The sequence below is a fragment of the Litoreibacter ascidiaceicola genome, assembly GCF_900129235.1.
Classification (GTDB): Bacteria; Pseudomonadota; Alphaproteobacteria; order Rhodobacterales; family Rhodobacteraceae; genus Litoreibacter; species Litoreibacter ascidiaceicola.
In genome coordinates this window covers 429,067-455,402 of sequence record NZ_FQUV01000001.1, presented here as the reverse complement: position 1 = coordinate 455,402, position 26,336 = coordinate 429,067, and the positions used below count along the sequence as shown (strand labels likewise).

The following is a 26,336-nucleotide window of genomic DNA, read 5'->3' as shown; positions in this document are numbered from 1 at the left end:
GCTGAAACCTTGTTCTTCAATCATCTCAAAAATCCGGCCTTCACTCATTTGACCTTTCGAAACTCTTTGCACCGAAAAAGAGATTGAGAAACTTCCAAATCAATGTGAGCAAGGTAGCCGAGGGCCAGGCCATGATACATTATCCCCTAAACCAGAGCTATTGCACCTCCTGGCCGACACGCACAGCTCTGGGACAGGGTTACCTCGCACTGACGGTAAGCCTGCCAAGGAAGTAGCTGCCCGGCGTGTTTGGCGTGACTTGCTCGTATGCGACCTGCACACGTTCCAGTATCCCGAAATCACTTGCCGCCATCGGTGCTGCGGCCTCGATCACCGGTGCGGTCAGTGGGGAGTTGGGGCCCAATCCCTGTCCGAACTGGCGAATGTTAACAAAGCAGCGATCCGCAATGCGCAGGATCACACGATGCTCATCGGCCTGCGCACTATAGGTGCCGATCACGTTGGTCCCGTTGCCGCTCACAAGGCGGAACTCGCCTCCGCTGATTTCAAGCCCGCAACCAAGGCGTTGACTGGTGTCAAAAACATCCACCGCGACCACTGGCTGCGCTGTGATCAGGGTGATCACGCCCGCAAAGGACAGGGTGTATTCATCCGGGCTGCCGTGGTCTTCATCAGGCCGAAAGGCGACGCCGGTCTGATTGCCCGTCGTGGCTAACAACTGCATACTGCCGCCGTTGAACAACACTTGCCCCGAGGCACTCATGCTATCGCCCGGTGGTGGACCGGGAAGATCGCCGGGGCCAGCGGGTGATGAGCCATTTCCATGGGAGTCGATGATGGCGGTGCAACTTGCCAAAAGAATGGCTGAGGGGCCAATGAGAGCAATCAGGGAACGTGTCATAGCGAGATATCCTTTCGATTAACCGGGTTGAGGGAATGGTAGCTGAGCCGTGAATTCGTCCGGCCCCGCATGTCCTGGGCTGTTGTTGACGCAGAGCCTGTGCAAAGTGCCGCGCCGCGCGCTGAACAACTCCAAGGTGGCGATCCCCGCGGCGGTGACGGTCAGTTCGCGGATCCCAGCCTGAGTGCTTTGGTCGGATGCAAGCAGCGCGCCGCCGGCCGAACGGGCCCGCAGTTCGATCAACTGATCTGGCGGGCCGGACACTGTCGCGGTTGCTGAGCTTGCCATTCCTGGCGGGGTGACAATTAGGTGATTAGGCCTGTCGCTGTCAGGAATGAGCAGCTTGCGCGCACCCGCCGGCGCCCCAAAGGTCACGGTCGTGAGGTTGCCACCGCTGGCCAGCTCGAACGAGAAATCGCCAAAATTGAGCGGAGAGGTAAATGGAGGCGTCAGGGTCAGTTCGCGCAGCAACACACAGACTTCTTCGTCCGGCGGATCCTCGGGCTGGCCGCATGGCTCTTCTGGTTCGGTCTCTTGCGGTGGACATGGATAGGCATGCATCGCAACAGCATCAAGAATGAGCGACTGATTGCCCGGTTCGCGCACTTCAGCAAAGACGGTGACCTGGTCTGCCGCGGCCACCGCGCGAGTGGACACGCCTTGCCAACCCTCAACGGCGGCAAGGCTGCGCCAGACAATCGAAGAGGCCGCGCGATCGTCGCCGCCCTCCGGATCGATGCCTAGCCAACCCGTGGCCGTGCGCCCGGTGATCTGCATCCGGGCCACCACTTGGTATTCCCAGCCTACATTCGCACCGAAACTCTGCAAAAGGCCCGCATACTCGTATCCCAGCGCGCGGATCGATTGCGCACTGTCACCTTCAAAAACGATGCAGCTTTCACATGCAAACACCGGCTCGGGTGGCGGAACAGACGTGGCCGGACGCGCATATGGCTGCCAGTGTCGTCCTACATCGCCAAGGTCAAACCGCGCGAAGCCATCTTCGAAACTGCCGTTTTTCAGATCGCTATAGGTGACGACCAGCGAGTCTGTACCGACACCGCCATCGTCGTCTGTGACTGTCAAGCGCACCTGCCAAACGCCGCAGTCGGTATAGCAATGCGTCGCTGTGGCCGTGCCGCGTCCGATGTAAGGCTCGTTCGTCTGTTCGATGGTGGCCGGAAATGGGGCGCTGCAATCCCCGAAATCCCAGACACCGGTGTGAGTGTCGCACCATCCAGGGTCCGTGAAGTGCCCGACAAGCCGGATTGGCACGCAGGGATGCGCAAACACATCCGGGCCCGCCTCTACCGTCGGAGGTACGTTTTCGATCAGCGCGCGGGTTTCGCGCCGTTCCGTACCACCTTGTGCGTCTTCAATAATTACCGTGACGATGAATTCGCCATTGTCACAATAGCGGTGCCGCGCAGTCAGCGCGCCGGTTGTTTGGGGTGGTCCCAGAATTTCGGTCAACTCGGCAAATTCAGGCAAGGAGTGATCACCCCAGTGCACGATAGCGCGATGCGCATCGGTATAGGCACTATCGGTAAAATCTGCCGTCAGCACGATTTCTTCGCCTTCAAGGCCCGAAAGCTGCGGCAGGACACCAAGAACGGGGGGGACATTGCGCACATCAACGCGTGCCAATGCACTTGTTCGTCTCTCAGCGATCAAGCGCGTGTTGAGCCCCGAATACGCGGCCACATAGGTGCCGCGTCTGATGTATGTGTGCGCCGCAGATGGTCCGTTGAGCAGCGCACCATCACCCGTCTGCCAGCGATACGCGGTGGCTGGCGCCGGTCCACTGCCCAAAAGCTGACCGGGCTCAGCGGCAGTGAAGGTAAAAGGCCCCATGGTCTCGGCCCGCAGCTCGTCCGTTTCAGGATAAGCGCTGGCCGGTGTCGCCTGCCCGGCAAACAACAAACCGTCCGGCGATATCTCGATCGGGTTGTTCAGGATCGGCGATAGAAAGACACCCAGCCCACGAAGCTGGTCTTCAATCGGCAAGTCAATAACATCGGGAATGTCGAACCCGTTTGCCTTGCGCTTCAGCAGGTTGCGAAAGACGTTGCGCAAGATGACTCCGACGACAGCGGCAACCACCCCGCGCAGAAAGATACCACCGGGCACGACTAGCCCTGCAATCGCGCCGCCAATGGCCGCCAATGCTTCGAGCAAAGGGCTGTCGAGGTTGACGTCAACGTTTCCGATGCGGCGTACATCCGTGCCTTGCCCGCCTGCGCGGCGACGCACCGTAGCGTTCTCGGGTGGTTGACCAAAAAGCTCCCACAACAGCGCGTCGTTCGAAAGTTCTGGAAGGAGCCTGCGGATCTCATCGACCGCCTGATTTTTCAGCAGGACCTCTGCGGCGTTGCCGACAATCTCCACATCCTCCATGCGGTTGCCTTCATTGTCGAGCGGATTGACCACTTTGAAGGTGCCGTTGATCCCGGCGATGGTCAGTTCCGTCCCGCTTGGGATCGTCCGACTGATGCTTTGAATGGCGATGGTGTCGCCCAGTGCATCGTCCTGAGCCACAATGGCGCGTCCGGACCAGCCACCGCTAATTGTCACCCGATCACCCATATCAGGGGCCGAGGTCAGCTCGTCATCCAGCCGCTTTGACAGACGCACTGTTGCTGTTCCGGCAACGGCGATGGCAGCGTCATCTTCTATCCGGAAACGCACGCCCGATACGATTAGGAACGCGCCGGACGGAATGAGCCCCGCGCCTTCCGTCAAGTTGCCAAGACGCAGTCTGTCATCTGACTGGGACGCCCCAAGCACGCGCCCGATGGCCAACCAGCGCAGAGAGACCATGGCCCCGTCATCCGGCGACTGGCCCAGCGGTTCCGACAATTCAAGCGTTGTGTCGCCCGCCGCCGCATCATCGCTTACGCTATAGACAGTGCGGTCATCATCGACCACGACAAGCGATCCCTCGGAATAGCTGCGCAGCGTTTCGGAAATGGTCGCGATAGCCAGGCTGTCTCCAATCTGCCCGCCGCCGCGCACTGTACCGGTCCCTTCCCAGCCCATCCCAAGGCGGAGCGAGATATCGGCGCCAATATCCGGCAAGGTTCGTATCAGCCGTCCGCGACCGGCAAGGCGAATTGCCCCGTTCTCGAGACTCGGCGTGACGTCGTCATTAACGCGGAAATCCCAAAGGCTGGTGAGCCGCTGCGTGATCGGCAAGCCGAGACCGAATTCCACCCGCACTCGCGTATCATCGCTGAAGTCTTCAGGCAGTGCAGTGTCGATAGACACCTCAGCTTGGTTGCGGTTATTGCCCTCTGACGGGTCATTATCGTCGTCATCCAACCGCGAGATTTCGGCGTCCGCCAACACCCGATAGTTGAACCCGTCGATCACCAGCCGTGTGCCAGCACGCACGGTTCCGCTTTCGCTCTCGAACCCGCGCAGGGTGATGTTGGTAGAGCCTTCGGGCGTGATGGTGGCAAGGCGCAAGACACCCGCCACATCATCGTATTCCGCAGGAGTGACCAGCAATATCGCGATTTCCTCAAGCAGCGGCTCACCGCTGACGCGCACGGCAAAATCACGGTTGGTCGGAATAAAGACCTCCGTGTCGGCGATGTCGCTGCCACCATCACCATTGATCCCGATAGAAAGCGCATCGTCGGTGATGGCCACGTCGACGGTGTCGATTTGCTCATCACGTGCGGTTTCCCACAGCGAAATGAAATCCGGCTCACCATCGTCGTCCCGGTCCGTGATCAGCGCATCACGCATTAATCCGACCAGTAATCCAATGATCTGATCGGTCGACAGCATCTGAATGGTCTGATCGCCAATGTCTTCCAACACCGCTTGCACACGGTCGCGCACGAAGTCCTGAATCGCATACCACAATGCGGGATCCGCGGTGATATCGGGACCTGAGAGAATTTGCAGTATGTTCAGTTCGATCACGGCATCCGCTAGGCGAATTGTTATCTGAGCCGGAGTGTTGCCACCAGGATTGAGATCGCGCAACACAGCGACATCGGCGGAGATTTCAGCCAGCGCGTTGACCGAATTCAGCGGTGTCTCGCTATTGGGCAATTCCAGGCTGGCGGTGAACTCCAACGGAACGACGAAGCGGAATGCCGGTCCAGGCACTGGCGAAGGCTCGACCCGCGCTGACAGTGCATCGGTCGACTGAATACTCTCATTGAACCAGATAAAGGTCGAAATTTCGAACGGCATCCCAGGCAGCGGTGCGTCCTGAATTTCCTGGGTCATCGGGAAGCCGCCGTCGTTCAAAAGCGCCTGAAAAATCCGGTTGAGAAGCCCCAACAGAACCGCGTCATCTTCAAGCGGATGGCCATCGGAGAGGGCTGCACTGACGGTGCCTGCGCCAAAATCAGCCGGATCGGAGCCCACGCGCACCCGGTCCGGATCCGACGTATCTGTCGAGATCGGCAACCGTAGCAAATAGGCTATCTCTGTCTCGTAAAGGGTATCCCCGCCTGCAACTCCAGAGGTCGCAACAAGCTGCAAAGGAATTTCCGGCATCGAAAGCTCGATGACCTGATCACTCTCGTCAAGCGAAAGTGGAAACACGTGGTCCGGGATATTGATCACCGCCGACACCGACGTGCCGTCGCCCAAATCTATCGGCAGCGGCGTCGTCAGAGTTTGGGGAAAGATGGGAAGCGCGGCTTTGCGCATTGCGTCAAAGATGCGGAAAATCATTACATCGCGAATCTGAAAAATAATCTCAAACATCAGAGACCTGCATGAAAAATTGACGGAAAAAGGTAAATGGAGCGCAGTTACTATACCACAGATTGCAGTTTTTTTCGATTGACCGCCTGAAAGGAGATTTGCCGCGCATCGTCGAGCGGGCGGGAGCAGCAGGGCCGCGAGGCCTTGATGTCTCATGAAAGGCGCATCTACAGGCGAATTTACCCGCGCCGTTTTACCGTCGTGAGCCCCCCGGCGCAGCTCGGATTTCCTGTACCTCAGATTGTTCGGACTGCGCATCAAGCTCGTGAACGGAGGATTGGCTTGAAAATGAACTTATCGATGGTCGAAATTCATGAAAGCAGCGGTTGGCGCAGGTGAACCGAATGTCTAAAAAGTCCGCGTCTTACCAGTTCGTGCACAGCGCAGCGAACGGCTATGTTTCCTGCAGCGGCCCTTCGCAGCAAACGCGGCAAAGGCGTCAGGAGAGAGCCCAGTGTTACTGTTCAATCGGCCATCATTCTTCGGTCTTATCTTCACAAATTTTCTGTATGATTGGTTCAATCAACCACCATAGCAACGCCGCACTTGCAGTCGCTATTATAAGCGTTTTTCCAAAGAAGAAACCTACCAGTAGCCCAAGATTTTAAGGTCAAAAGAAGTTTTCTGTTATTCATTGAGGCTAACATTTCTGTCGAACTTGAGGTGGTTCAATTTATGCCATGTTTGTTAAAATTTAAAAACTCAATTCTCTTAGTTTGAGGCCGCGACACTAATATGCCGAACGGCGGCTTCGTCCGCATAGCTGCCATTGAGCCAATCCCTCAATGCAACAAGCACACCGCCTCGAACCCTTTCAGGCTCATATGCGCGGCAGGCATGACAGGCGCCGACACATTGGACAGATCGGGGAACAGGCGCAGCAGCTCGTCGCGGGGGCCTTGGTCCAGCGCGCCAAAGGCTTGCGGGCCGGGGTGGAAGCTTTCCGACGCTGCCCCTTCCGCAAACACCACTTGGTGGTCCTCGAACAGAATGTGGTGATAATTGACCTTGCCGCCCTCGCGGACATAGATCGTATCGTCGTTCACGAGGTCTTTGGCTTTCACGAACACTTCCGCCTCACCAAACCAAAGCTCGGCCTGCCAGCCCTCGATCAGCATGCGGTGCTGGGGCGAGACCACCAGATCGCGGTCGTTGCCAAGCGCGCCTTTGGTGATGACGATGGGGGCCAGATCGCCCGTTGCATCCACGCGACGACCGCCGGTCCATGTCAGTTCCTGAAGCCCGGCATCGCGGGTCATGATCCTGTCACCGGGTTGCAGATATTGCACCTCGACGGGGCCATTTTCGGTCTCGATCAGGGTTCCGGCGGCGAAGCACACAACTTGCGCGCCAAGACCCGTATGGGGGGTCATGTTGTCGTTTTCGACAATGCCGCCAATGGTATAGTTGACGCCTGCTGGTGGCACGCCGTCAGGGAACACCAGATAATAGCCGTTTTCCGCAACCCCGCCGACGGTGTCTTCGACGTCGTCGTCGGTGTTCAAATCAACGTCGATGACGCCGATGCGGTATACTGTGCCATCGGGGGCGGTCACTTGGAACGTGTAGTCCCAGATCGTCTGGTAATAAGTTCCGCCGATAAGCGTGACCTGCTCGCCGACCCCGCCAAATTGCTCTTGGGCACTGATTTGTTCGTTGGTCGGATCACCATTGTACTGGGTCGCGCCGTCGTTTTCGCGCACATGGAAGCTGGTGCTCACCCCGGTCCATGTCCAAGTCCCGCCGGAGGGCGGGCCATAGGCATAGTTATGCGCCGAGCCGTTGACAGTGCTCTGCGTGCCAAAAATGGCGTTGGAATATCCGTAGTAGATGGGCATTGGAGGCCCCGATCACTGTTTACGCTAAGTGAACAATGACCTCCAAATCGGGGTATTTACGGGCCGAATTGAGACGAAAGCGGGGAGTGTTTTGGCAAAACTCCCCGCCTTTGCCTTAATTGCTACTTCAGGAATGGCGCCGGATCGACGCTTTCAAACCCTTCGCGCACTTCGAAATGCAGGAAGCTCGGGGAGCCCTTGCCAACTTTCGCAATGGTCTTGCCACGCGTGACTTTGTCACCCTTTTTCACCGTAATATCCGAGATATTGGCATACACCGTCAGCAGGTTTCCGGCGTGGCGCAGCACCAGAATTGGCACCTGATCCGTGTCACGGGTGATCGCTGCGACCTCGCCATCGGCAGCCGCTTTGACCGGAGTTCCGGTGCTGGCCGAGATGTCGATGCCTTCGTTCTTGCGCTTCTTGTAGGGGCGCAACACGCTGCCGGACACGGGGGCCAGAAGCTTCGCCGTTTTGCTTGCCGCCGCCGGGGCTGCCGGTGTTGCGGCAGGGGCCGCGGCTGGTGTGACCTTTGGCGCGATCTTCTCGGCCGGAAGCGGTTTTGTCGCTGAGGGCGGTTGCGGGGTAGGGCTGCCAGCGCCGGGGGCTACAACCGCGGCCTCCTGAACCGGTGCTTTCACCGTTGGCGAGCCGTCCTTGGCCACGGGGATCAGCAGGTATTGACCTTCGCGGACCTCCAGATCGGGGCCAAGCCCGTTCCATTCGGCCAGCGAGCGCGCGGACACGTTATACAGCCGCGAGATGGAGTAGGCGGTCTCGCCACGGCCCACCTGATGGCGAATGGGCTCTGGCCCGTCGATACGTTTGCTGGCGGTGCCTTGCGGGACCTGCGATTGCGGCGCGCGCCCGATGGCGGTCGTCGCAATCTCGGTAATGTCGAGCGGCTGGGTGTTGCCACCTGTCGTTGTAGGCGCGGTCGCAACCGTGCCACGCAGGGCCAGAACCTCGCCCTTGTTCAGCTTGTCGCCTGGGCGCAACCCGTTGTAGCTAGCCAATTCTTGCGGGTTCACCCCGATACGGGTGGCGACCGAGGACACGGTGTCGCCACGTTCGGCCACGGCCACTTGGTAATTCGGGTAGGAAATCACGCCCCTGTTGTCGGGTCTTGGCCGTGTTCCGGTCGCTTGGCGTGCCGCGCTGGACGTGTCCAAACCGCCGGCAGTGCCGCGCAAATCCAGATCCAGATTGGCAATGCTTTGCCCGATCTGCCCGTCGCAAGCCGACAGCCCGAATCCCAGTGCCACCATAGGCAATATCTTGCTAAAACGCCTGCTGCGCATAATCTTCTTCCTCAATCCATGGCCCTTATGTCTGGGCCTTTTGGTTTAGTCCTGCCCCAAACCCTCTAGCAGAGGGACGAAGCGAACCGGCATTAGTTCTTCGTAGTCAAACCCTTGCGGGGTCTTTGTCACCTTGATCAGGCTTTGCACCGCGTCGGACTGCCCCACCGGCACAACCATGATACCGCCCTCGCGCAGTTGCGCCAAGAGGGGGCCGGGAGGATCTTCCGCAGCGGCGGTCACAAGGATGCGATCAAACGGCGCTTGTTCGGGCAAGCCATAGCTGCCGTCGCCGGTCACGATGGTGACGTTGTGGATGTCCAGGTCCTGAAACAGCTTGCGCACAGGGCGTGTCAAGCGCGCATGGCGGTCGACGCTGTAGACGCGGCGGGCGAGGTGGCTCAACACCGCCGCTTGATAGCCGGAGCCGGTGCCGACTTCCAACACCTTGTTGCGCGGCTGCACGTCCAACGCCTGCGTCATCAGCCCCACAACCGACGGCTGCGAAATGGTCTGCCCGCAGGCAATCGGCAGGGGCATGTCCTCGTAGGCGCGGTCGGAAAATGTGCCGGTGACGAACGCGCCACGGTCGACCTTCTCCATGGCGGTCAGAACCCGTTGGTCCATCACCCCCTTGGAGCGCAGACCAAAGAGAAACTGCATTTTGCGTTCCGCTTCAGAGGTCGTCGCGTCATTCATGGCAAGCGGCTCTCCAGATCGTCCAACAGGTCATGCGCCGTCAGGTCGCAGCGCATCGGGGTGACCGAAATCCAGCCGTCAATATTGACCGTGGCGTCTGTGTTCTCGCCCGAACAGGTGTTTTGCGGATTGCCCTTGATCCAAAGGTACCTGCGACCGTTGGGCGGCATGTGGCTTTGCACGCCCATTCCTCCGGTTTTTCGCAAGCCTTGGCGCACCACACGGGTGCCTTTGACATCCGCGCCCGCAACAGGCGGGAAGTTGACATTGTAGAAGGTCTGGTAGCCATCACCGCCCCAAATGCCGTTTTCAAGCAGGTTTTTGACAAGCGCTGCGCCGTGCTGGGCCGACGCATCGAACTGATTTTCCAGCTTCACATTGGCAGGGCCGAAATATTGCGACATGGCAATCGACTTCACCCCCTGCAACGCGCCTTCCATGGCGGCACCGATGGTGCCGGAATAGACCGTGTTCTCGGCAGAGTTGTTGCCCTTGTTGACGCCTGACAGGATCAGGTCCGGCTTGGCCAGTCCCATAACCTCGTGAACGCCCGCCAGCACGCAATCCGCAGGCGCGCCCTCGGCGGCGAAGCGGCGCTCGCCCAGCTCCACGAGCATGGTGGGGTGGGCGTAGTTGATGCAATGGGCGACGCCGGATTTCTCGAAGGCGGGGGCCACGGTCCAGACCTCACCACCGGCACCAGCGACCTCGGTTGCGATGGCGTGAATGACCTCTAGGCCCGGTGCGTTAATGCCGTCGTCATTGGTAATCAGAATGCGCATGGAAGTGACCGACCTTTTTAGCCTAGCTTTAGGGAAAACTGGGCGGTCGGTAAAGCGGGGTCAGGCTTCGGCGCGCAACTGACGCAGGGCAAGTCCCGAAATTACAACAACTCCGGCCAGTGCAAACAGCGTGACGGACAAAGTCTCGGTGCCATTGCGGACCATGACGCCGACCAAGGCCCAAGCCAGCGCCAGCGCGTAAGTCCAGATACCGAAGGCCTGCTTTTGTACCAGCACGCCGATCAGCATGGCCACGCCAACCATCAGCAAGGCCCACATGACCGCGTTTCCGCCAATGCCATACCCGGCCCCCAGCAGCCCGATGGAGACACAGGACGCCGCGGTCAGCCACCCTGCATATAACCCGACAGGTAAGGCAAATTCCCAAGCGGGCTTGATCGCGCGCCCAGCAACCAGCGCCCAGATCGCGGTCAGCAGCATGGCCCAGATCAACACGGTCGCCCAGATAACAGAGAGCGTCGCCACCTTGATCCAGAACGCCCCGATGGCAAGCGACGCGATCAGCGGCAAGTGCGCGGCCTCCCAAGCAGGGTTATCGCGATGCTTCCAGACACCGACCACAGCGGAGACCAGCAACCACAGATAAATCACCGACCAGATGGAAAAGGCGTAGCCTGACGGCTGCACGGGTGCGTCGTCTTGCGGAATCGGGAACTGGTCAGGCCGGAAGCCTGCGAAACCTTCGGTAACAAACGGCGACACAACAAATGCCACTGCCGCGATCAATACTGCCCAAGCTTTCATATGCGCCACCCTTCTTGATTTAGCGGGCAAGCCGCGCTCTCAAACGCGATATATAGCGTTCAGGTTCCAAGAAAACATCCGCCACGTGCTGATTGCGTTATATCAGCGTACCGAACGGGTCCAGCGTGGTTTTGCCGCCCAGATACGGGTGCAGCGCCACGGGGAGTTCCACAGAGCCATCCGCCTGCTGCCCGTTCTCCAGCACTGCAATCAAGCAGCGCCCGACCGCTAGACCAGAGCCGTTCAGCGTATGCACATATTCCGGCTTGCCGCCATCCGCAGGCTTGAACCGCGCATTCATCCGCCGCGCTTGGAACGCGCCCATCACGGAAATCGAGCTAATCTCGCGGTACGCCTGTTGGCCGGGCAACCACACCTCGATGTCATGCGTGCGCTCTGCTCCGAAGCCCATGTCGCCGGTACACAGCACCACCGTGCGGAACGGAATAAGCAGCGTTTCCAGCAAGTTCTCGGCGGCGGCGGTCATGCGGTCGAGTTCCGACCGCGAGTCCTCGGGCTTGGTGATCGACACCATCTCGACCTTTTCGAACTGGTGCTGACGCAGCATGCCCGACGTGTCGCGGCCCGCGCTGCCCGCTTCGGAGCGGAAGCATTGCGAATGGGCGCACATGCGCATTGGCAGCTTGGCCTCGTCCACGGTCTCGCCGTTGACGATGTTGGTCAACGTCACCTCGGAGGTCGGGATCAGCCATTGGCCGTTGGTCGTCTGGTAGCTGTCCTCGCCGAATTTCGGCAGCTGGCCCGTGCCATACATCATCGCTTCGTTCACCAGAACGGGGGTCCATGTCTCGGTCAGGCCGTTCTCCACATGGGTGTCGAGCATGAACTGCGCCAAGGCACGGTGAATACGTGCCACAGCACCCTTCAGCAGCACAAACCGCGAGCCGGACAGCTTCGCCGCCGTCTCGAAATCCATGCCCGGCACGACGCCCGGCAATTCGAAATGCTCTTTCGGCGTAAACGGAAAGCGACGCGGGGTGCCCCAGCGGTTGATTTCGACATTGTCATCCTCGCTGTCACCCTCGGGGATGCCGTCCATCGGGATGTTGGGTAGGCCCATCAGCAACTCGGTCAGCTTGTCGTCTTCCAGCTTGGCTTCGTCATTCAGACGCGCCACTTCGGCTTTCTTGTCGCCGACCAATGCACGCAGACGCTCGAACTCGGCTTCGTCGCCTTTGGCCTTCGCGGCCCCCACTTCCTTGGAGGCGGCGTTCTGTGCGGCCTTGGCTTCCTCGGCCGCACTAATCTTGGCGCGGCGGGCCGCGTCGATGGCCAGAACGTCGGACGAGGACACATCCGATTTGCGCTGCTTCATGGCGGCGTCAAAGACCTCTGGGGTCTCGCGGATCATGCGGATGTCGTGCATCTCTGTCTCGTCCTTATTCAAAAGTTGATCGTGAGGCCCCATATGCCTCATCACAAAGACCAATTGAACCTATATTTTCCGACTGAACCCGCCTTGCGGCCCCTAGGCCCCGAAGGTAGGGTGCGGCGCAACTGACAAAGGCCGCTCTTGGCCCATAGATAAAGGACTGCAGATGTTCGTCACACCTGCCTACGCACAGGCCGCCGGAGGCGCAGGAAGCGCTTTCACTTCATTCATCCCCCTCATCCTGATTTTCGCGATCATGTATTTCTTGCTGATCCGCCCTCAGCAGAAGAAGCTCAAAGACCACCAAGCCATGGTTGAAGCCGTGCGTCGTGGCGATCAGGTGATCACCCAAGGCGGCATCGTGGGCAAAGTGTCCAAAGTCAAAGAAGACGGCGAAGTTGAAGTCGAAATCGCGGAAGGCGTCAAAGTGCGCGTGATCAAATCGACCTTGGCTTCCGTGGTCAGCAAAACCGAACCGGCGAAATAAACCATGCTTCAGATGTCTTCCTGGCAGCGGGTGATGATCCTGCTGACGGTGCTTGTGGGGTTGGCGTTGGCGCTGCCCAACGGCTTCTATCCGACCGTTGAAAAGCACAACGACGCCGTAACCGCGCTCGACGCGGGGGCGGCGGCCACCCCGGAACTTACAGCGGACGCCGCTGGCTGGCCGGGGTTCCTGCCGTCAGGGCTGGTCAATCTGGGTCTCGACCTTCGGGGCGGGGCGCATTTGCTGGCCGAGGTGAATGTTGAAGACGTCTATGACAGCCGCATGGACGGTTACTGGCCGGAGGTGCGCGACGCCTTGCGGGACGCCCGCGATACCGTGGGCACCATCCGCCGCCAGAACGCCGCCCCCGGCACGCTGAGCGTCAAAATCTCGAACCCCGCCGGAATGCAGGAGGCCATCCGCCTTGTGCGTGAATTGGCGACCCCTGTGGTCAGCCTGACGGGTGCGGGCAGCAACGACATCGAAGTGTCGGGGCAGGGCGACATCCTGACGGTAACGCTGTCGGATGCGGAACGTGTTGCCACCGATGACCGCACCATGCAGCAATCGCTCGAAATCATCCGCCGCCGCGTGGACGAGGCTGGCACCCGCGAGCCGACCATCCAACGCCAGGGCGACCGCCGCATCCTTATTCAGGTGCCGGGCATCGGCTCCGCGACCGAGTTGAAAGAGCTGATCGGCACCACCGCCAAGCTGACCTTCCATCCGGTCATCACACGGACCTCTAACCCGAACGAGCGCGTGTCTGGCCGCCAAATTCTGGTGCCGTCCATCGACCCTCAAGAGCAAGGCACGTTCTACATTCTGGAGCAAACCCCTGTCGTGACGGGCGAGGATCTGGCCAACGCGCAGCCCGCTTTTGACCAGAACGGCAGCCCTTCCGTGACCTTCCGCTTTGACACATCCGGTGGACGCAAGTTCGGCGTCTTCACCAGCGAAAACGTCGGCGCGCCGTTTGCTATCGTGCTCGACAACGAAGTGATCTCTGCGCCCGTTATACGCGAGGCGATCCTTGGCGGCTCCGGTCAAATCAGCGGCAATTTCACGGTGGAAGAATCCACCAACCTCGCCGTGCTGCTGCGCGCGGGCGCCTTGCCTGCCGAAATGACATTCCTTGAAGAACGCACCGTCGGGCCTGAACTGGGTCAAGACAGCATCGACGCCGGCAAAATCGCCTGCATCATCGCCTTCATCGGCGTGCTGGTCTTCATGTTCCTCAGCTACGGCACCTTCGGCCTCTTCGCCAATATCGCGCTGATCATCAACGTGGGGCTGATCTTCGGCCTGCTGTCCCTGATCGGGGCCACGCTGACCTTGCCGGGTATCGCGGGCATCGTGCTGACAATCGGTATGGCGGTCGATGCCAACGTGCTGGTGTTCGAGCGTATCCGCGAGGAGCTTAAAACCTCCAAAGGCCCCGCCCGCGCGATCGAACTGGGCTACGAAAAGGCCCTGTCGGCCATTCTCGACGCCAACGTTACCACATTCATCGTGGCCGTTATCCTGTTCGTGATGGGCTCCGGCCCTGTTCGCGGCTTCTCCGTGACGCTGGGCCTTGGCATCATGACATCGGTCTTCACCGCGATCTACGTGACGCGCCTGATCATCGTGTTCTGGTTCGAACGCCGCCGCCCCAAACAGATCGAGGTCTAAGCCATGCGATTGAAACTCGTCCCCTCCGAGACATCTTGGGATTTCTTCGGCAAATGGAAGCTCTGGCTGGGTATCTCGGCGCTGCTGATCGTGATCGGCTTCGCGTCCTTCCTGATCCAGGGCCTCAACTACGGCATCGACTTCCGTGGCGGCACAACGATCCGCACCGAAAGCGCGCAACCTGTGGACGTGGCCGCCTACCGTGCTGCACTTGAGCCTGCGGGCTTGGGCGATGTGTCGATCACCGAGGTGTTCGATCCGACCTTCGCCGATGACCAGAACGTCGCCATGGTCCGTATCGAAGCCCAAGAGGGCGACGAGTCCGTCACGGCAGAAACCATCGCCGCGGTCGAGGCGGCCTTGCAAACCATTGATCCGCAGATCACCTTTCCGTCGGTTGAATCCGTTGGTCCCAAGGTCTCGGGCGAGTTGATCCAGACCGCCGCCATCGCCGTGATCCTCGCGATCACCGCCGTGCTGATCTACATCTGGCTGCGTTTCGAATGGCAGTTTGCGGTCGGTGCCGTGGTCGCATTGGTGCATGACGTGGTGCTGACACTCGGCATCTTCTCGGAGCTGCAAATCAAGTTCGACCTCGCCATCATTGCGGCCCTGCTGACCATTGTCGGCTATTCGATCAACGACACCGTGGTGGTCTTCGATCGCGTCCGCGAGAACCTGCGCAAGTATAAAACCAAGGACCTGTCCGAGGTGCTGAACCTGTCGATCAACGAGACCCTGTCGCGCACCATGATGACCTCGGTCACCACTTTGCTGGCGCTGATCGCGCTGTTCGTGCTGGGCGGCGACGTGATCCGTGGCTTCGTGTTCGCGATGATCTGGGGCATTATCGTCGGGACATACTCGTCGATCTTCGTGGCCTCAACGATCCTGCTGTTCCTTGGCGTCAAGCGCGACTGGTCCAAGAAAGACCCGAACGCTGGCGGGCAATACGCCAACATCGATGCTTGATTTTCTGGCTCCAGCCCTTGCCCAACCGGGCTTGGGCTGGGTCACCTGTATCACCATCATCGCGGGCATCGTCTACGGGTTTGCAGGCTTCGGCGCGGCGCTGATCTTCATGCCGGTCGCCACGATCTTCTGGGTGCCGGAGCTTGCGGTCGCCTCCTTCTCCGTCTCCGCCCTTGCGTCCTTGGTCACGCTGGTCCCGCGCGCGTGGCCGCAAATGGACCGACCGTCCGTGCTGACGATGATCGCCTTCTCCGTGCTCGGCGCGCCCATCGGCATCTACCTGCTGCGCACCAGTGACGTCACCCATATCCGCTGGGCGGTGCTGATCGTGGCCGCGATCACGCTGGCCGCGTTGATGAGCGGTTGGCGGCAAAAACTGTCGTCACTGCGCAGCACGCAAGCGGGCATCGGCGTCGCCACAGGCTTCATCGGCGGGGCCACGGGGCTCTTGGGTCCGGTGATGCTTCTCTTCCAACTCAGCGGCTCCGAGCCGGTCGCACGGGTCCGCGCCAATTCTCTGGTGTTCCTGACCATCAGCAGCCTGTTGCTGCTCCCCAGCATGGCGCTGCAAGGCATTCTGACCACCGAGGCGATTATCCTCGGCGTAATCCTGCTTATTCCCTACGGTATCGGGGCCAAGCTGGGGCAGGCGATCTTTATTCCGCGTTTTGAGGTGTTTTACCGCAATATCGCTTATGCCATAATTGCGGCGGCCATTCTTATGGGCCTGCCACTCTGGGACTGACACCATGCGCCTGACAGAAATCACCTATGATATCGCACCCCCGATCGACGGCTACGGTCCGGGGTTCTTTCGCATCGGTGGCGAGGTGGTGCAGGGCGGCCAGTTGTTGCTCCCGACCGAGCGGTTCGCGTGGGGCGGCTTCGACGACCGCGAAACGATCCTGAGCCGTGCCAAGCTGCTCGACGTATTGTTTATCGGCACCGGCCCCGAGATCACCCACATCCCCAAAGCCCTGCGCGACGCGCTGGACGAGGTCGAAATCGGCGTGGAGCTGATGGCAACCCCAACCGCCTGCCGCACCTACAACGTGCTGCTCTCCGAAGGCCGCCGCGTCGCAGCTGCGCTTATTCCGGTTTAGAAGTCGCGCTCTAGGCGCTCGCAGGGGCGTCGATGAACCCCGCCACGGTGGCTTTTAACGCGTCCCAATCAGTGAACTCGTGGCTCTCTGCTCCGGGATCAAACTCGCGGTCGCGCAGCACCACATGGCGCAGCACTTGGCTGGCGTAGTAGTCGTAGCGGTGGTTGCGCACGGCGCCTGCGACCAGCGCGACGGTCCGGGGCTTCACGCCCGTGCGCAGCATCATCTCGTCGACGTAATCCTGCGCCTCTTCATGTCCTTCGGGGAACGCCGCGTTCATGCTGATCGACAGCAGCAACGTGTCGCGCGCATTCAGGTCCCGATGCGCCGAGGTGATCAGCGTCTCGAACGGCTTGGGATGACGTCGCTCATGCACGGGGGCCGCCAGTATGACCTTGTCGATGCCGTCAAACGACACATCCACCAGCTTGTCCGCCGCATCGACCAGCCGCGTTTCGTGCCCTGCGGAGTTGAGCTGGGCCTCGATAAATCGGGCGACTTTTCCCGTCTGTCCCTCGATGGTCGCGTAAATGATTAATACAGTCATGCGTGCCTCCTCCCGAAAACGCTCGGCCATTTGCTAGCACGGAGGCGGGGCAGGGTGCTTTGTTCAAGATCAAAGTCGCATAAGGTGGCCTTGGCCGCGCCTTCTGACGGGCCAAGGCAACAGGCTTACCAGTGCCCGGTGTTTTCCATCGACGCCCAAGGCTCTTGGGCGGGCAGGGCATCACCCATCTGCAGCAGCTCGATCGAGATGTTGTCGGGCGAGCGCACAAACGCCATATGCCCGTCCCGCGGTGGCCGGTTGATGGTGACGCCCGCGTCCATCAGCTTCTGGCACATCTCGTAGATATTCTCGACGCGGTAGGCGAGGTGGCCAAAGTGGCGCCCGTCAGACGGCAAGCCGTCATCGCCATCCCAGTTGTAGGTCAGCTCCACATCGGCGCGCCCGTCTGCCTGATCCGGTGGGCACAGGAACACCAGTGTGAACCGGCCACCTTCGTTTTCCATACGGCGGCGCTCGATCAGGCCAAGCATTTTGTAGAATTCGATCGACTTATCCAGATCCTTGACGCGGACCATGGTGTGCAGAAATTCGACTTTCATCAGGGACTCCTTGTTTGCTGTCCCTGATAGTCTAGCGCCTCTGGCGCGGATGGCGAGGGCCGAAGCTCCGGCTGAATGGCGTGGCGCGACAATGCCTTGCGCGACACCAGCGTGACGGTCACAAACGCCACCCATAGCAGCAGATACCACGATCCCATCTTGGCAAAGCTGACCATCTGCAACGCCGACTGCCCTGCATAAATCCACGTGCCTGTCATGGTGCCGACGTTCTCGGCGATCCACACGACGAAGGCGCATAGGAACGCGGCCACCGGCATCGGCATCCAGCGCGGGGTTTGGCCCGCGTAGAACCAGATGCGGGTGCGGGCGAACAGGATCAGCGACGCGGCGAACAGCCCCAGCCGGATGTCGATCGTGTAGTGATGCGCGAAGAAATTCACGTAGATGGCGGCACCAAACACGAAGGTCACCCACAAGGGCGGGTAGGGCGCAAACCGCATGTGGAAAATGCGGATCACCCGCGCGATGTAACTGCCGATGGAGGCATACATGAACCCCGAAAACATCGGCACGCCGCCCAGCACGAACAATCCGGGTTCGGGGTAAGACCATGATCCCATTCGGATTTTGAACAGCTCCATCGCGGTGCCGGTGATGTGGAACAGCAAGATCACCCGCGCTTCGTCCCATGTCTCCAGCTTGAAATAGAGCATGGCAATCTGCGTGGTGACCGCAAAGATGAACAGCCCGTCATAGCGCTGCAACGCCCAGTCGTCCTGCCAGATCAGCTTGGTCCCGATCAGAGCGATGATGAACAGCAACCCGAACAGCGCCGCCCAGCCTTGCTTGAGGAAAAACATGAGCAGTTCGCCCATGCCCCCTTGCATCCGCGTGCGAACAAAGTCGCCAAGAGCGCGCTCTAGGCGGCGGGTCGTGGGGAGGCGCTCGGTCATGTCAGAAGGTCGACCGCAATCCGAGCTTCACACCAAGGTCTTCGACATCGAACTGCCCCAGCGTGGAAGTCGTGCGCTTTGCACTGACTTCTGCAGTGGGGGCGAAGCCCATATAGTCGAGGTTGTTGAAGATCATCGTGGCCGAGGCGCTAACCGTATCGTCCTCGCGCCTCGCGAAAGGGAATTGCGCGCGGTCAAAAGACTTTTGTTCATACCCAAGTGACAATTCCAGGTTGGTGGATGCGAAGATCGGTTTGCCATGCGCATAGCGGATACGTGCGCCGAAGGTTTCTTGCGCGATGGCGGTGGATTTCGATGAAGTGTCACTGGCATATCCGGTCACCCAAAGGCTGCTGCCGTTCTTTAGACCATGCGCCCAAGTGGTTGAAAAGTTTACGACATCAGCCGACCGAAGTGCTGCATCTTGCCGCCATTGTCGCTCTGCCCCAAGATTGAAACTCAGGCTTGATCGGTCACCCGACCGGATTTGCCGTCCGACGCCAACTCCGGCAAAGCGTGTCAGGACAGAGCCGCCATACCAGTTTTGTCCCGTCTTGACATAAAGGCTCGTCGCGCCTCTCCGGTCCGCATCAGGCCTGCTTGCTGACAGGCTGAACTGGAGCTGGTGAAAGGCATAGTCGGAACCGGACACATTGGGGGCAGTGGCTTTGGCGCTCGATGACAACGTATAGTGTTTCGCATCAACGACGGCTCCGGCCGTTAAGTTCCACGCGCCGCTTTGTGGCAATTTGTACGATAGCGCCGCGCCAAGCGAGTATTCTACGCCCGACAAGGCTTGCGCGTCGCCACTTAGCGTAAATGGCAGGCCGAAAATTTCTATCGAGTCCGATTTGGAGCCGTTGTTGATGTTGGATGATGGTGCAACTGACACATCGAGGGACAGGGCAAGAGGGCTGGTTCCGCGTACATGGCGCAAATCTCGCACAGCGGTGGATTTCAACTTGTCGTTCGGTGCGACCTCGGCCGCGCGTCGCAGCCACAACTGGGCCCCGATCTTGTTGCCGGAGGAGGAAATCGCCTGCGCGGTAAGCATCGCTGCTGTGAAGCGGTCTTCGGAGGTCGTTGCCGCTTTCCACGCGCGCTTTCCTGCGATTTTGGCTTGCTGGCTATTGTCCAGAAGCCGTTCTGCGCGGGATAAGATGAGCAAGGCTTTCACGTCCTCGACATCACGTTGAAGCAAGGCTAGGGCAATTTCTTTGGCGGCCAGCGGTTGTTTTTGCAGCAGAAGCCGAAAACCGAGGTCACGGCTTTCGGCAATGGAAATTACCGTGGGCGCGGTCTGGCCCGCGGTTCCAGCCAAAACAAGTACATGTGAAACCAGCAGTGCTCGCATCCCCCGAGCGAGGCACTGCCTGATTTTATTGGGCAACCAACAAAATACCCAGCTCGCGCACATCCACACCCGGGATAACCGGGTCGGTGGGCGTTGCGCCGGGGGTGGAGGGGGTGGTGCCGTTGAGAATCACATAGGCAGCGATTTCATTCCCGGTTGGCCCGCCGAACACGCCCTCCCATGTGCCGCTAAGCAGGCCGTCTTGCGAGCTTGCACCGCTTTCGTTGATGGTTTGCGTCGGGCGGTCAATAAGCGCCTCTGCAAGGCTGACATTGGACAGGCTTCCCAAGAAGGTCCCGTTCACGTCGTAGACGTTGCGATTGGAAATGGAGCCGACGATGTCACCAGTTACGTCGAAGTCACCATAGTCAACGCGCACAAGTGCGTCTCCGGTAACCAAAGTGATACCCGGAACCGTGCCCGTGGTGTCCAGATCATTGTCGATCTCGCGAATACCCGAATAGGAACCGTTATAGTTGAAAATGCCAGCTACAGGTAATGAAACTGGCGTGCTGGATCTTCGGATTACGGCACCGGCGTTCCCGATAGATCCGCGATATTGCGGGGACGCCGCGACGCCACCTTCAACGTCGGCCGTTGCGGATTGGTTGAAGACCGCAAAATACTGAAGGCGGCCCTCAAGATTACGCTCGGTGTTTTGATAGAGACCCCAACCATTGGGTAGGGTGCCCGTGCGGTCATATTCGCCGGTCGTCGTGTCAAACGGGATATTGTTGATCACCAACTGGTCATCCGAAGGGTCACCGGCAACATTTTCGCGAAACTCGATGCTGTTCGCCACCAGTCCGACCGTTCTGTCGAAGGCAAACTTCTGGCCGGTGACGACATTCGGGTCCGTCGGATCGACGTCGGTATCAACCGTGCCGCCCGTCACCGGATTGTCGCCGGAGCCGCCACACGCGATCAGCGCGGAAACGGAAAGAATACCAAAGGCCTTCACGGCGGAATTAAGGATCATAGCTATATCTCACTGCCCGAATATGCGCTCACGGCGCGTTTTGTAGGAAAGTCCGTTGATGACGGTCAAAAGTCAACGACCCAGCGGCAGCATTTGGGGGCGAATTTGTGGAGTGTTGCTAAACAATCGCCCGAAGGTGCGGCGAATTGGGATTACCCTGTGGATAACCCCAACATCATCTTGATGCATACGCCACCTTTGACGCAATATATGGTCTCAACCCACGAATCCCCTTACGCCGGAGACCGCCCATGCCCATTTCCCCAGATCAAGCTCAGGAAATCGCCGACGCGCGGTCCCAGCAAAACACCACCATGCGCGCCACCGTGCCGGGGATGGAGGCGCATCTCTATACCGCCCACGAGGTGCTCGACCATGGCTTCATCCGCGTCATCGACTACATGGGCGACGATTCAGCCATCTGCCAAGCCGCCCGCGTCTCTTACGGCAAGGGCACCAAGTCGGTGCAAAACGACGAGGGCCTGATCCGCTACCTGATGCGCCACTGGCACTCCACGCCCTTCGAGATGTGCGAGATCAAGCTGCACGTCAAACTGCCCGTCTTCGTTGCCCGCCAGTGGATCCGCCACCGGACCGCCAACGTCAACGAATACTCCGCCCGCTATTCAATCCTCGACCGCGAGTTCTACATCCCCGCGCCCGAGCATATCAACGCGCAGTCCGTGGTGAACAACCAGGGCCGCGGCAAAATCCTCGAAGGGGAGGAGGCCGCCCGCGTCCTCGAAATCCTCAAGGCCGACAGCACCCGCGCCTATGACAACTACGAGGCGATGATCTCCGACGATGGCCAAGACGGCCTCGCCCGCGAGCTGGCCCGCATGAACCTGCCTGCCAACATTTACACTCAATGGTACTGGAAGGTGGACCTCCACAATCTGTTTCACTTCTTGCGCCTGCGTGCAGATAGCCATGCACAGTATGAAATAAGGGTTTACGCCGACGCGATTTGTAAGGTCGTCGCCGACTGGGTCCCCGCCGCATACTCCGCCTTCGAGGACTACCGTCTGGGCGGCGCGCAACTCAGCGGCAAAGCCGTCGACTGCGTCCGCCGGATGCTCAAAGGCGAGGAGGTCACACAGGAAACCTCCGGCATGAGCAAGGGGGAGTGGCGGGAGTTTATGGGGGTTATTGGGTGATAAGGGGGCGAAATTTTGGTATTTTGCGGTTGGCCCTGAACCATTTTTTTCGAACTGAATCTTTATTAATATGACTGTGAGAACACTCTATGAGCTTTGACCGCTTCTTGAATGACTTGAAAGAAATCGAAGCAGAATTGAATCTGCTTCAGGCTGAAGCGAACGATCCTCACAGCTATGGTTCTCGAGAATTTGATGAAAATCATTTGGATGAGCTGTTGGAAGATTTGACAGATTATTCAAGAAGTAATGGGAATGGCGCACTGACCACGAAGTTGAGCAGCCTTCAAAAGGTGGAGGAAACATACGGGTACAATCGGAATAGTAAGATCACTGAAATTCGGGCTCGAACATTGAGAGTAATCCGAGTTCTTGAGACCTTCGGAAGTGATTTTCTTTCTAGGGAGGGCGTTGAACAAAATGAAATTGCAACGAAGGCGAGTGCTGGGTCATCTGTACCCCCTGATTCTGTGGTAGTAAAAACGAAGGTTTTTGTGGTGCACGGGCATGACAATGCAGTGCTGTTTCGCGTTAAGGAGACTTTGGGGTCGCTTGGATTGCGGCCTGTGGTTTTGCGGGAGCAACCTAACGGCGGTAAAACAGTTATTGAAAAATTTGAAGAGTACTCAGATGTGGGATTTGCTGTAATCTTGATGACTGCAGATGACATGGGCGGGGCTCTCGCTGAGGTGGAGCGAGACAAAGCCTCTCCAAGGGCGCGCCAAAACGTCGTAATGGAATTAGGGTTTTTCGCCTCCAAGCTAGGCCGATCTAAGATATGTGTTCTCAAATCTAAGGGGGTTGAGGCACCCTCAGATATTATGGGTGTTGTTTACACAGAAATTGATGGCGCTGAGGCGTGGCGGATGTCGCTTGCTCAAGAGCTTTTACATGCAGGTTACGAAATCGACTTGAACAGGCTAATTTAGCTCCAGCCCGTTCTGATATCAGTGCGGTTGCACTTGGGACATTGAATTGGAGACGTCGGGCGGTTCTGTTTTTCGTATTCTTGCTTTTCTGACCGCTCCAATATTTCCCTTTCGAACCGCTCCCCGCAATTGAGGCATTGCAATTGTGCTAAAATAGTCATGTTTTAGCCTATCAATAAATTCTGTATAAATCTGACTTGGTGATCTGGAGCTATTTTTTCAATAGATGTAATGGCTAGGTTTCTGGAATGTATTGCGCAATGCACGATCAAAGATCGTGCCGCGCCCGAACCGTCCCCACGGGGCGGGCGCGTTCCGCTCCCACCCCTCGGTTCGGGCGTGGCGCAGCGCTTCCGGTGAATGAAGCACTACCTACACGATGCCCGACAAAAAGCCGACACTTTGCCGACGCTTGGCAGACAGCCCCCAAATCTTAACGCCACAAAGCAAAAAGCCCGCCGGTGGGGCGGGCTTTCATCACTTCTTAACGGTCTGGAGGTTAATCAAGTGCTACCAGATCACCAGCCGATGCGCGGCCATCGCGGCCTTCGATCATCTCGTACTGGATCTTCTGGTCGTCACGCAGGCCGGTCAGACCAGCGCGCTCGACCGCGGAAATATGGACGAAGACGTCCTTGCCGCCATCGTCAGGTGCAATAAAGCCGAAGCCTTTGGTTGTGTTGAACCATTTTACGGTGCCAGTGGCCATTCCGTGTCTCCTTCTAGTCTCCGCCCGCGGTATGCGGCGGGGTGGTGCAGCAGTGTCTTCAAGTTGGGCGCGTGCATCCGTAGAAGTAGGCCGAAACGTAAAGTCTGTCTCACAATCAATAGATTAGGCATGCTTTTTGAAACTTCAATAACAGAAATCAGACGCCCGATTTTCGGCGGAGTTACGTTAGGTAAGTCTTTGATCCTCAAGCATTTCGCGTGGGCGAATTCTGGACAATTTTTGTGACAAACCCCATAAAACTAAAGGAATCAGAGGGGGAAACCGCATGAAACTCTATGGCATCAAGACCTGCGACACCTGCCGCAAGGCGCTCAAAGCCCTGCCGGATGCGCAGTTCATCGACGTCCGCGCAACGCCTCTGGACCGCGCCGAATTGCAGCGGTTTCTGGACGCCTTCGGGTCCGATCTGGTCAACACCCGCTCCACCACATGGCGCGGCATGTCCGAGGCAGAGCGCGCCGCCGACCCGCTGGACCAACTCATCGCGCACCCCACATTGATGAAGCGCCCCGTCATTGATAACGGGACGCTTTATTTAGGCTGGAACAAGGACTTAGAGGAAACTCTTACGTAAGATCAGGCGGGCAGGCCTCGGCCTTGAGGTCCGCAATCAGCCCATCCGTCGCCACGACGGAAGTTTGCTTTTCCCCCAGACGGCGCAGCGTGACCGTGCCGTCCTCGACCTCTTTCTTGCCGACCGCAAGGATCACCGGAACCTTGCCGACCGAGTGCTCGCGCACCTTGTAGTTGATCTTCTCGTTCCGAATATCCGCCTCGGCACGGATGCCAGCAGCTTTCAGTTTCTCAACCGTTTCAAGCACATAGGCGTCCGCATCCGACACGATGGAGGCCACAACCACCTGACGCGGGGCCAGCCAGAACGGCAGCTTGCCCGCGTGCTCCTCGATCAAAATGCCGATGAACCGCTCGAACGAGCCAAGCGTCGCGCGGTGCAACATCACCGGACGGTGCTTGTTGCCGTCCTCGCCGATATAGTTCGCATCAAGCCGCTCAGGCAGCACGAAGTCCACCTGATGCGTCCCACACTGCCAGTCCCGCCCGATGGCGTCGGTTAACACAAACTCAAGCTTTGGCCCGTAGAAAGCACCCTCACCAGGGTTCAACTCCGGCTCGATCCCCGCGGCACGGGTGGCCGACAGCAACGCGGCTTCTGCCTTGTCCCAGACCTCGTCGCTGCCCGCGCGGGTGTCGGGGCGGTCGGAAAACTTAACGCTGAACTTCTCGAACCCGAGGTCTTTGTAAACATTTGACAAAAATTCGATGAAGATCGCAGTTTCGTCCTCGATCTGGTCCTCGCGGCAGAAGATGTGGCCATCGTCTTGGGTAAAGCCGCGCACCCGCATGATGCCATGCAACGCGCCGGACGGCTCGTAGCGCGCACATGAGCCGAACTCGGCCATGCGCAGGGGCAGGTCGCGGTAGGATTTCAGGCCCTGATTATACACTTGCACGTGGCAGGGGCAGTTCATCGGCTTCAGCGCGTTAACCGTCTTTTCGCGGGCGTGGTCTTCGTCCACTTCGACCACAAACATGTGCTCTTGGTACTTCTCCCAGTGGCCGGACGCCTCCCACAGCCTGCGGTCGACGACCTGTGGTGTGTTAACTTCGACGTAACCACCCTTGCGCTGCATCCGGCGCATGTAGTCCTGCAACTCGGTGTAGATCGTCCAGCCATTGGGGTGCCAGAATACCTGACCGGGGGCCTCTTCCTGCATGTGATAGAGGTCCATTTCACGGCCCAGTTTGCGGTGGTCGCGCTTCTCGGCTTCCTCGAGGAAGTGCAGGTATTCTTTCAGCTTTTCCTTGTTCTGGAACGCGACACCATAGATGCGTTGCAGCTGCGCACGGTCGCTGTCACCGCGCCAATAGGCGCCGGCGATGGACATGAGTTTCCATGCATCCCCGGGCACTTGGCCGGTGTTTTGCAAGTGCGGGCCACGGCACAGATCCTGCCAGTCGCCATGCCAATACATGCGCAAAGGCTCGTCGCCGGGGATGCTTTCGATCAACTCGACTTTATAGGGCTCGCCCTTGTCTTCGTAATGCTTGATCGCGCGGGCGCGGTCCCAGACTTCGGTACGTACGGCGTCGCGCTTGTTGATGATCTCGCGCATCTTTTTCTCGATGGCGGCAAGGTCTTCGGGCACGAATGGCTCGGCGCGGTCGAAATCGTAGTACCAGCCGTCTTTGATCACAGGCCCGATGGTGACCTGCACGTCAGGCCACAGCTCTTGCACCGCGCGGGCCATGATATGGGCCAGATCGTGGCGGATCAGCTCCAGCGCAGGGGCCTCGTCCTTCATCGTGTTGATCGCGATGGAGGCGTCAGCGTCGATCGGCCAAGCCAAGTCGTGATGCGCGCCGTTTACAGTGGCGGAAATGGCCTTCTTGGCCAGCGACGACGCGATGGAGGCGGCGACTTCGGCAGGCGTTACGCCCGCGTCATAGTCGCGCGAATTGCCGTCAGGAAATGTCAGAGAGATTGAGGCCATTGTATAGGCTCCTCGTCAGTTTGGCGCCCACGGAACGCCCGGTTGC

At 59.0% G+C, this 26,336-nt stretch carries 23 protein-coding genes; 8 read left to right on the top strand and 15 right to left on the bottom strand.

Annotated elements, in window-relative coordinates:
* Positions 1-199 precede the first annotated feature (199 nt).
* The 8 genes from BUB72_RS02105 to serS all read right to left on the bottom strand — a co-directional run bounded on the left by BUB72_RS02105 (position 200) and on the right by serS (position 12,365).
* Positions 200-862, bottom strand: coding sequence for a hypothetical protein (locus tag BUB72_RS02105; RefSeq protein ID WP_073139792.1), 663 nt, complete (start codon positions 860-862; stop codon positions 200-202).
* A gap of 18 nt (positions 863-880) precedes the next feature.
* Positions 881-5,560, bottom strand: coding sequence for a PKD domain-containing protein (locus BUB72_RS02100; RefSeq protein ID WP_217653834.1), 4,680 nt, complete (start codon positions 5,558-5,560; stop codon positions 881-883).
* Between the two features lie 815 nt (positions 5,561-6,375).
* Positions 6,376-7,431 (bottom strand): Hint domain-containing protein, encoded by a 1,056-nt coding sequence (locus BUB72_RS02095; protein WP_073139786.1) that lies wholly within the window; start codon positions 7,429-7,431, stop codon positions 6,376-6,378.
* A gap of 122 nt (positions 7,432-7,553) precedes the next feature.
* A complete protein-coding gene (locus tag BUB72_RS02090; RefSeq protein ID WP_073139783.1) occupies positions 7,554-8,699 on the bottom strand; it encodes a M23 family metallopeptidase in 1,146 nt (381 codons plus the stop codon).
* A 78-nt stretch (positions 8,700-8,777) separates the two neighbouring features.
* Positions 8,778-9,431, bottom strand: a complete 654-nt coding sequence (locus tag BUB72_RS02085; protein WP_073139779.1) for a protein-L-isoaspartate(D-aspartate) O-methyltransferase — start codon at positions 9,429-9,431, stop codon at positions 8,778-8,780.
* Positions 9,428-10,213, bottom strand: coding sequence for a 5'/3'-nucleotidase SurE (gene surE / locus BUB72_RS02080; RefSeq protein WP_073139776.1), 786 nt, complete (start codon positions 10,211-10,213; stop codon positions 9,428-9,430). Before surE ends, BUB72_RS02085 begins: the two co-directional genes overlap by 4 nt.
* Before the next feature lie 60 nt (positions 10,214-10,273).
* Positions 10,274-10,978, bottom strand: coding sequence for a hypothetical protein (locus tag BUB72_RS02075; RefSeq protein WP_073139775.1), 705 nt, complete (start codon positions 10,976-10,978; stop codon positions 10,274-10,276).
* A gap of 97 nt (positions 10,979-11,075) precedes the next feature.
* Complete coding sequence (gene serS, locus BUB72_RS02070; protein WP_073140478.1) at positions 11,076-12,365, bottom strand: serine--tRNA ligase; 1,290 nt, start codon at positions 12,363-12,365, stop codon at positions 11,076-11,078.
* Between the two features lie 172 nt (positions 12,366-12,537).
* Between serS and yajC the strand changes: the two genes are divergently transcribed.
* The 5 genes from yajC to BUB72_RS02050 are packed head-to-tail and all read left to right on the top strand — an operon-like array spanning position 12,538 to position 16,607.
* A complete protein-coding gene (gene yajC / locus BUB72_RS02065) occupies positions 12,538-12,858 on the top strand; it encodes a preprotein translocase subunit YajC (RefSeq protein ID WP_073139774.1) in 321 nt (106 codons plus the stop codon).
* A gap of 3 nt (positions 12,859-12,861) precedes the next feature.
* Positions 12,862-14,532 carry a protein translocase subunit SecD gene (secD, locus tag BUB72_RS19010; RefSeq protein ID WP_245814688.1) on the top strand — a complete coding sequence of 557 codons (1,671 nt, stop codon included), beginning with the start codon at positions 12,862-12,864 and terminating at the stop codon, positions 14,530-14,532.
* Positions 14,533-14,535: 3 nt separating this feature from the next.
* Positions 14,536-15,504: a protein translocase subunit SecF gene (secF, locus tag BUB72_RS19005; protein WP_245814687.1), complete on the top strand. Its 969-nt coding sequence runs from the start codon at positions 14,536-14,538 to the stop codon at positions 15,502-15,504.
* Positions 15,497-16,249: a sulfite exporter TauE/SafE family protein gene (locus tag BUB72_RS02055; RefSeq protein WP_073139771.1), complete on the top strand. Its 753-nt coding sequence runs from the start codon at positions 15,497-15,499 to the stop codon at positions 16,247-16,249. Before secF ends, BUB72_RS02055 begins: the two co-directional genes overlap by 8 nt.
* 4 nt (positions 16,250-16,253) lie before the next feature.
* On the top strand, positions 16,254-16,607 hold the full coding sequence (locus BUB72_RS02050; protein ID WP_073139768.1) for an Mth938-like domain-containing protein: 354 nt from the start codon (positions 16,254-16,256) through the stop codon (positions 16,605-16,607).
* A 10-nt stretch (positions 16,608-16,617) separates the two neighbouring features.
* Here BUB72_RS02050 and BUB72_RS02045 read toward each other — a convergent pair whose 3' ends face one another.
* From BUB72_RS02045 to BUB72_RS02025, 5 genes are all read right to left on the bottom strand, one after another.
* Positions 16,618-17,154 carry a flavodoxin domain-containing protein gene (locus tag BUB72_RS02045; RefSeq protein WP_073140475.1) on the bottom strand — a complete coding sequence of 179 codons (537 nt, stop codon included), beginning with the start codon at positions 17,152-17,154 and terminating at the stop codon, positions 16,618-16,620.
* A gap of 125 nt (positions 17,155-17,279) precedes the next feature.
* On the bottom strand, positions 17,280-17,714 hold the full coding sequence (locus tag BUB72_RS02040; protein ID WP_073139764.1) for a VOC family protein: 435 nt from the start codon (positions 17,712-17,714) through the stop codon (positions 17,280-17,282).
* Entirely contained in the window at positions 17,714-18,628 is a 915-nt protein-coding gene (locus BUB72_RS02035; protein WP_073139761.1) for a DUF817 domain-containing protein, read from the bottom strand. Before BUB72_RS02035 ends, BUB72_RS02040 begins: the two co-directional genes overlap by 1 nt.
* Before the next feature lies 1 nt (position 18,629).
* The gene (locus BUB72_RS02030; protein ID WP_073139758.1) at positions 18,630-19,982 is read right to left on the bottom strand and encodes a surface lipoprotein assembly modifier; all 1,353 of its coding nucleotides are present in this window, start codon (positions 19,980-19,982) and stop codon (positions 18,630-18,632) included.
* 25 nt (positions 19,983-20,007) lie between these two features.
* Positions 20,008-20,961, bottom strand: a complete 954-nt coding sequence (locus BUB72_RS02025) for a hypothetical protein (protein ID WP_073139755.1) — start codon at positions 20,959-20,961, stop codon at positions 20,008-20,010.
* Positions 20,962-21,212: 251 nt separating this feature from the next.
* Here BUB72_RS02025 and thyX point away from each other — a divergent pair, with 251 nt between their 5' ends.
* Both thyX and BUB72_RS02015 read left to right on the top strand, forming a co-directional pair.
* A complete protein-coding gene (thyX, locus tag BUB72_RS02020; RefSeq protein WP_073139751.1) occupies positions 21,213-22,118 on the top strand; it encodes an FAD-dependent thymidylate synthase in 906 nt (301 codons plus the stop codon).
* A gap of 89 nt (positions 22,119-22,207) precedes the next feature.
* Positions 22,208-23,047, top strand: a complete 840-nt coding sequence (locus tag BUB72_RS02015) for a TIR domain-containing protein (RefSeq protein WP_073139750.1) — start codon at positions 22,208-22,210, stop codon at positions 23,045-23,047.
* Positions 23,048-23,546: 499 nt separating this feature from the next.
* Here BUB72_RS02015 and BUB72_RS02010 read toward each other — a convergent pair whose 3' ends face one another.
* Positions 23,547-23,756, bottom strand: a complete 210-nt coding sequence (locus BUB72_RS02010; RefSeq protein WP_021099906.1) for a cold-shock protein — start codon at positions 23,754-23,756, stop codon at positions 23,547-23,549.
* A gap of 286 nt (positions 23,757-24,042) precedes the next feature.
* Between BUB72_RS02010 and BUB72_RS02005 the strand changes: the two genes are divergently transcribed.
* Positions 24,043-24,351, top strand: a complete 309-nt coding sequence (locus tag BUB72_RS02005) for an arsenate reductase family protein (protein WP_073139742.1) — start codon at positions 24,043-24,045, stop codon at positions 24,349-24,351.
* Here the strand turns inward: BUB72_RS02005 and thrS are convergent.
* Positions 24,344-26,290, bottom strand: coding sequence for a threonine--tRNA ligase (gene thrS, locus BUB72_RS02000; protein WP_073139738.1), 1,947 nt, complete (start codon positions 26,288-26,290; stop codon positions 24,344-24,346). The genes BUB72_RS02005 and thrS overlap by 8 nt on opposite strands.
* Positions 26,291-26,336: the final 46 nt, after the last annotated feature.

What these genes read in the sequence shown, in the direction of transcription:
- BUB72_RS02005 (WP_073139742.1), top strand. Translation starts at nt 24,043, where the DNA reads ATGAAACTCTATGGCATCAAGACCTGCGACACCTGCCGCAAGGCGCTC.
- BUB72_RS02105 (WP_073139792.1), bottom strand. Translation starts at nt 862, where the DNA reads ATGACACGTTCCCTGATTGCTCTCATTGGCCCCTCAGCCATTCTTTTG.
- BUB72_RS02015 (WP_073139750.1), top strand. Translation starts at nt 22,208, where the DNA reads ATGAGCTTTGACCGCTTCTTGAATGACTTGAAAGAAATCGAAGCAGAA.
- secF (WP_245814687.1), top strand. Translation starts at nt 14,536, where the DNA reads ATGCGATTGAAACTCGTCCCCTCCGAGACATCTTGGGATTTCTTCGGC.
- BUB72_RS02045 (WP_073140475.1), bottom strand. Translation starts at nt 17,154, where the DNA reads ATGACTGTATTAATCATTTACGCGACCATCGAGGGACAGACGGGAAAA.
- thrS (WP_073139738.1), bottom strand. Translation starts at nt 26,290, where the DNA reads ATGGCCTCAATCTCTCTGACATTTCCTGACGGCAATTCGCGCGACTAT.
- BUB72_RS02055 (WP_073139771.1), top strand. Translation starts at nt 15,497, where the DNA reads ATGCTTGATTTTCTGGCTCCAGCCCTTGCCCAACCGGGCTTGGGCTGG.
- BUB72_RS02035 (WP_073139761.1), bottom strand. Translation starts at nt 18,628, where the DNA reads ATGACCGAGCGCCTCCCCACGACCCGCCGCCTAGAGCGCGCTCTTGGC.
- serS (WP_073140478.1), bottom strand. Translation starts at nt 12,365, where the DNA reads ATGCACGACATCCGCATGATCCGCGAGACCCCAGAGGTCTTTGACGCC.
- BUB72_RS02090 (WP_073139783.1), bottom strand. Translation starts at nt 8,699, where the DNA reads ATGGTGGCACTGGGATTCGGGCTGTCGGCTTGCGACGGGCAGATCGGG.
- surE (WP_073139776.1), bottom strand. Translation starts at nt 10,213, where the DNA reads ATGCGCATTCTGATTACCAATGACGACGGCATTAACGCACCGGGCCTA.
- BUB72_RS02050 (WP_073139768.1), top strand. Translation starts at nt 16,254, where the DNA reads ATGCGCCTGACAGAAATCACCTATGATATCGCACCCCCGATCGACGGC.
- BUB72_RS02030 (WP_073139758.1), bottom strand. Translation starts at nt 19,982, where the DNA reads ATGCGAGCACTGCTGGTTTCACATGTACTTGTTTTGGCTGGAACCGCG.
- yajC (WP_073139774.1), top strand. Translation starts at nt 12,538, where the DNA reads ATGTTCGTCACACCTGCCTACGCACAGGCCGCCGGAGGCGCAGGAAGC.
- BUB72_RS02095 (WP_073139786.1), bottom strand. Translation starts at nt 7,431, where the DNA reads ATGCCCATCTACTACGGATATTCCAACGCCATTTTTGGCACGCAGAGC.
- BUB72_RS02085 (WP_073139779.1), bottom strand. Translation starts at nt 9,431, where the DNA reads ATGAATGACGCGACGACCTCTGAAGCGGAACGCAAAATGCAGTTTCTC.
- BUB72_RS02025 (WP_073139755.1), bottom strand. Translation starts at nt 20,961, where the DNA reads ATGATCCTTAATTCCGCCGTGAAGGCCTTTGGTATTCTTTCCGTTTCC.
- secD (WP_245814688.1), top strand. Translation starts at nt 12,862, where the DNA reads ATGCTTCAGATGTCTTCCTGGCAGCGGGTGATGATCCTGCTGACGGTG.
- BUB72_RS02100 (WP_217653834.1), bottom strand. Translation starts at nt 5,560, where the DNA reads ATGATTTTCCGCATCTTTGACGCAATGCGCAAAGCCGCGCTTCCCATC.
- thyX (WP_073139751.1), top strand. Translation starts at nt 21,213, where the DNA reads ATGCCCATTTCCCCAGATCAAGCTCAGGAAATCGCCGACGCGCGGTCC.
- BUB72_RS02010 (WP_021099906.1), bottom strand. Translation starts at nt 23,756, where the DNA reads ATGGCCACTGGCACCGTAAAATGGTTCAACACAACCAAAGGCTTCGGC.
- BUB72_RS02075 (WP_073139775.1), bottom strand. Translation starts at nt 10,978, where the DNA reads ATGAAAGCTTGGGCAGTATTGATCGCGGCAGTGGCATTTGTTGTGTCG.
- BUB72_RS02040 (WP_073139764.1), bottom strand. Translation starts at nt 17,714, where the DNA reads ATGAAAGTCGAATTTCTGCACACCATGGTCCGCGTCAAGGATCTGGAT.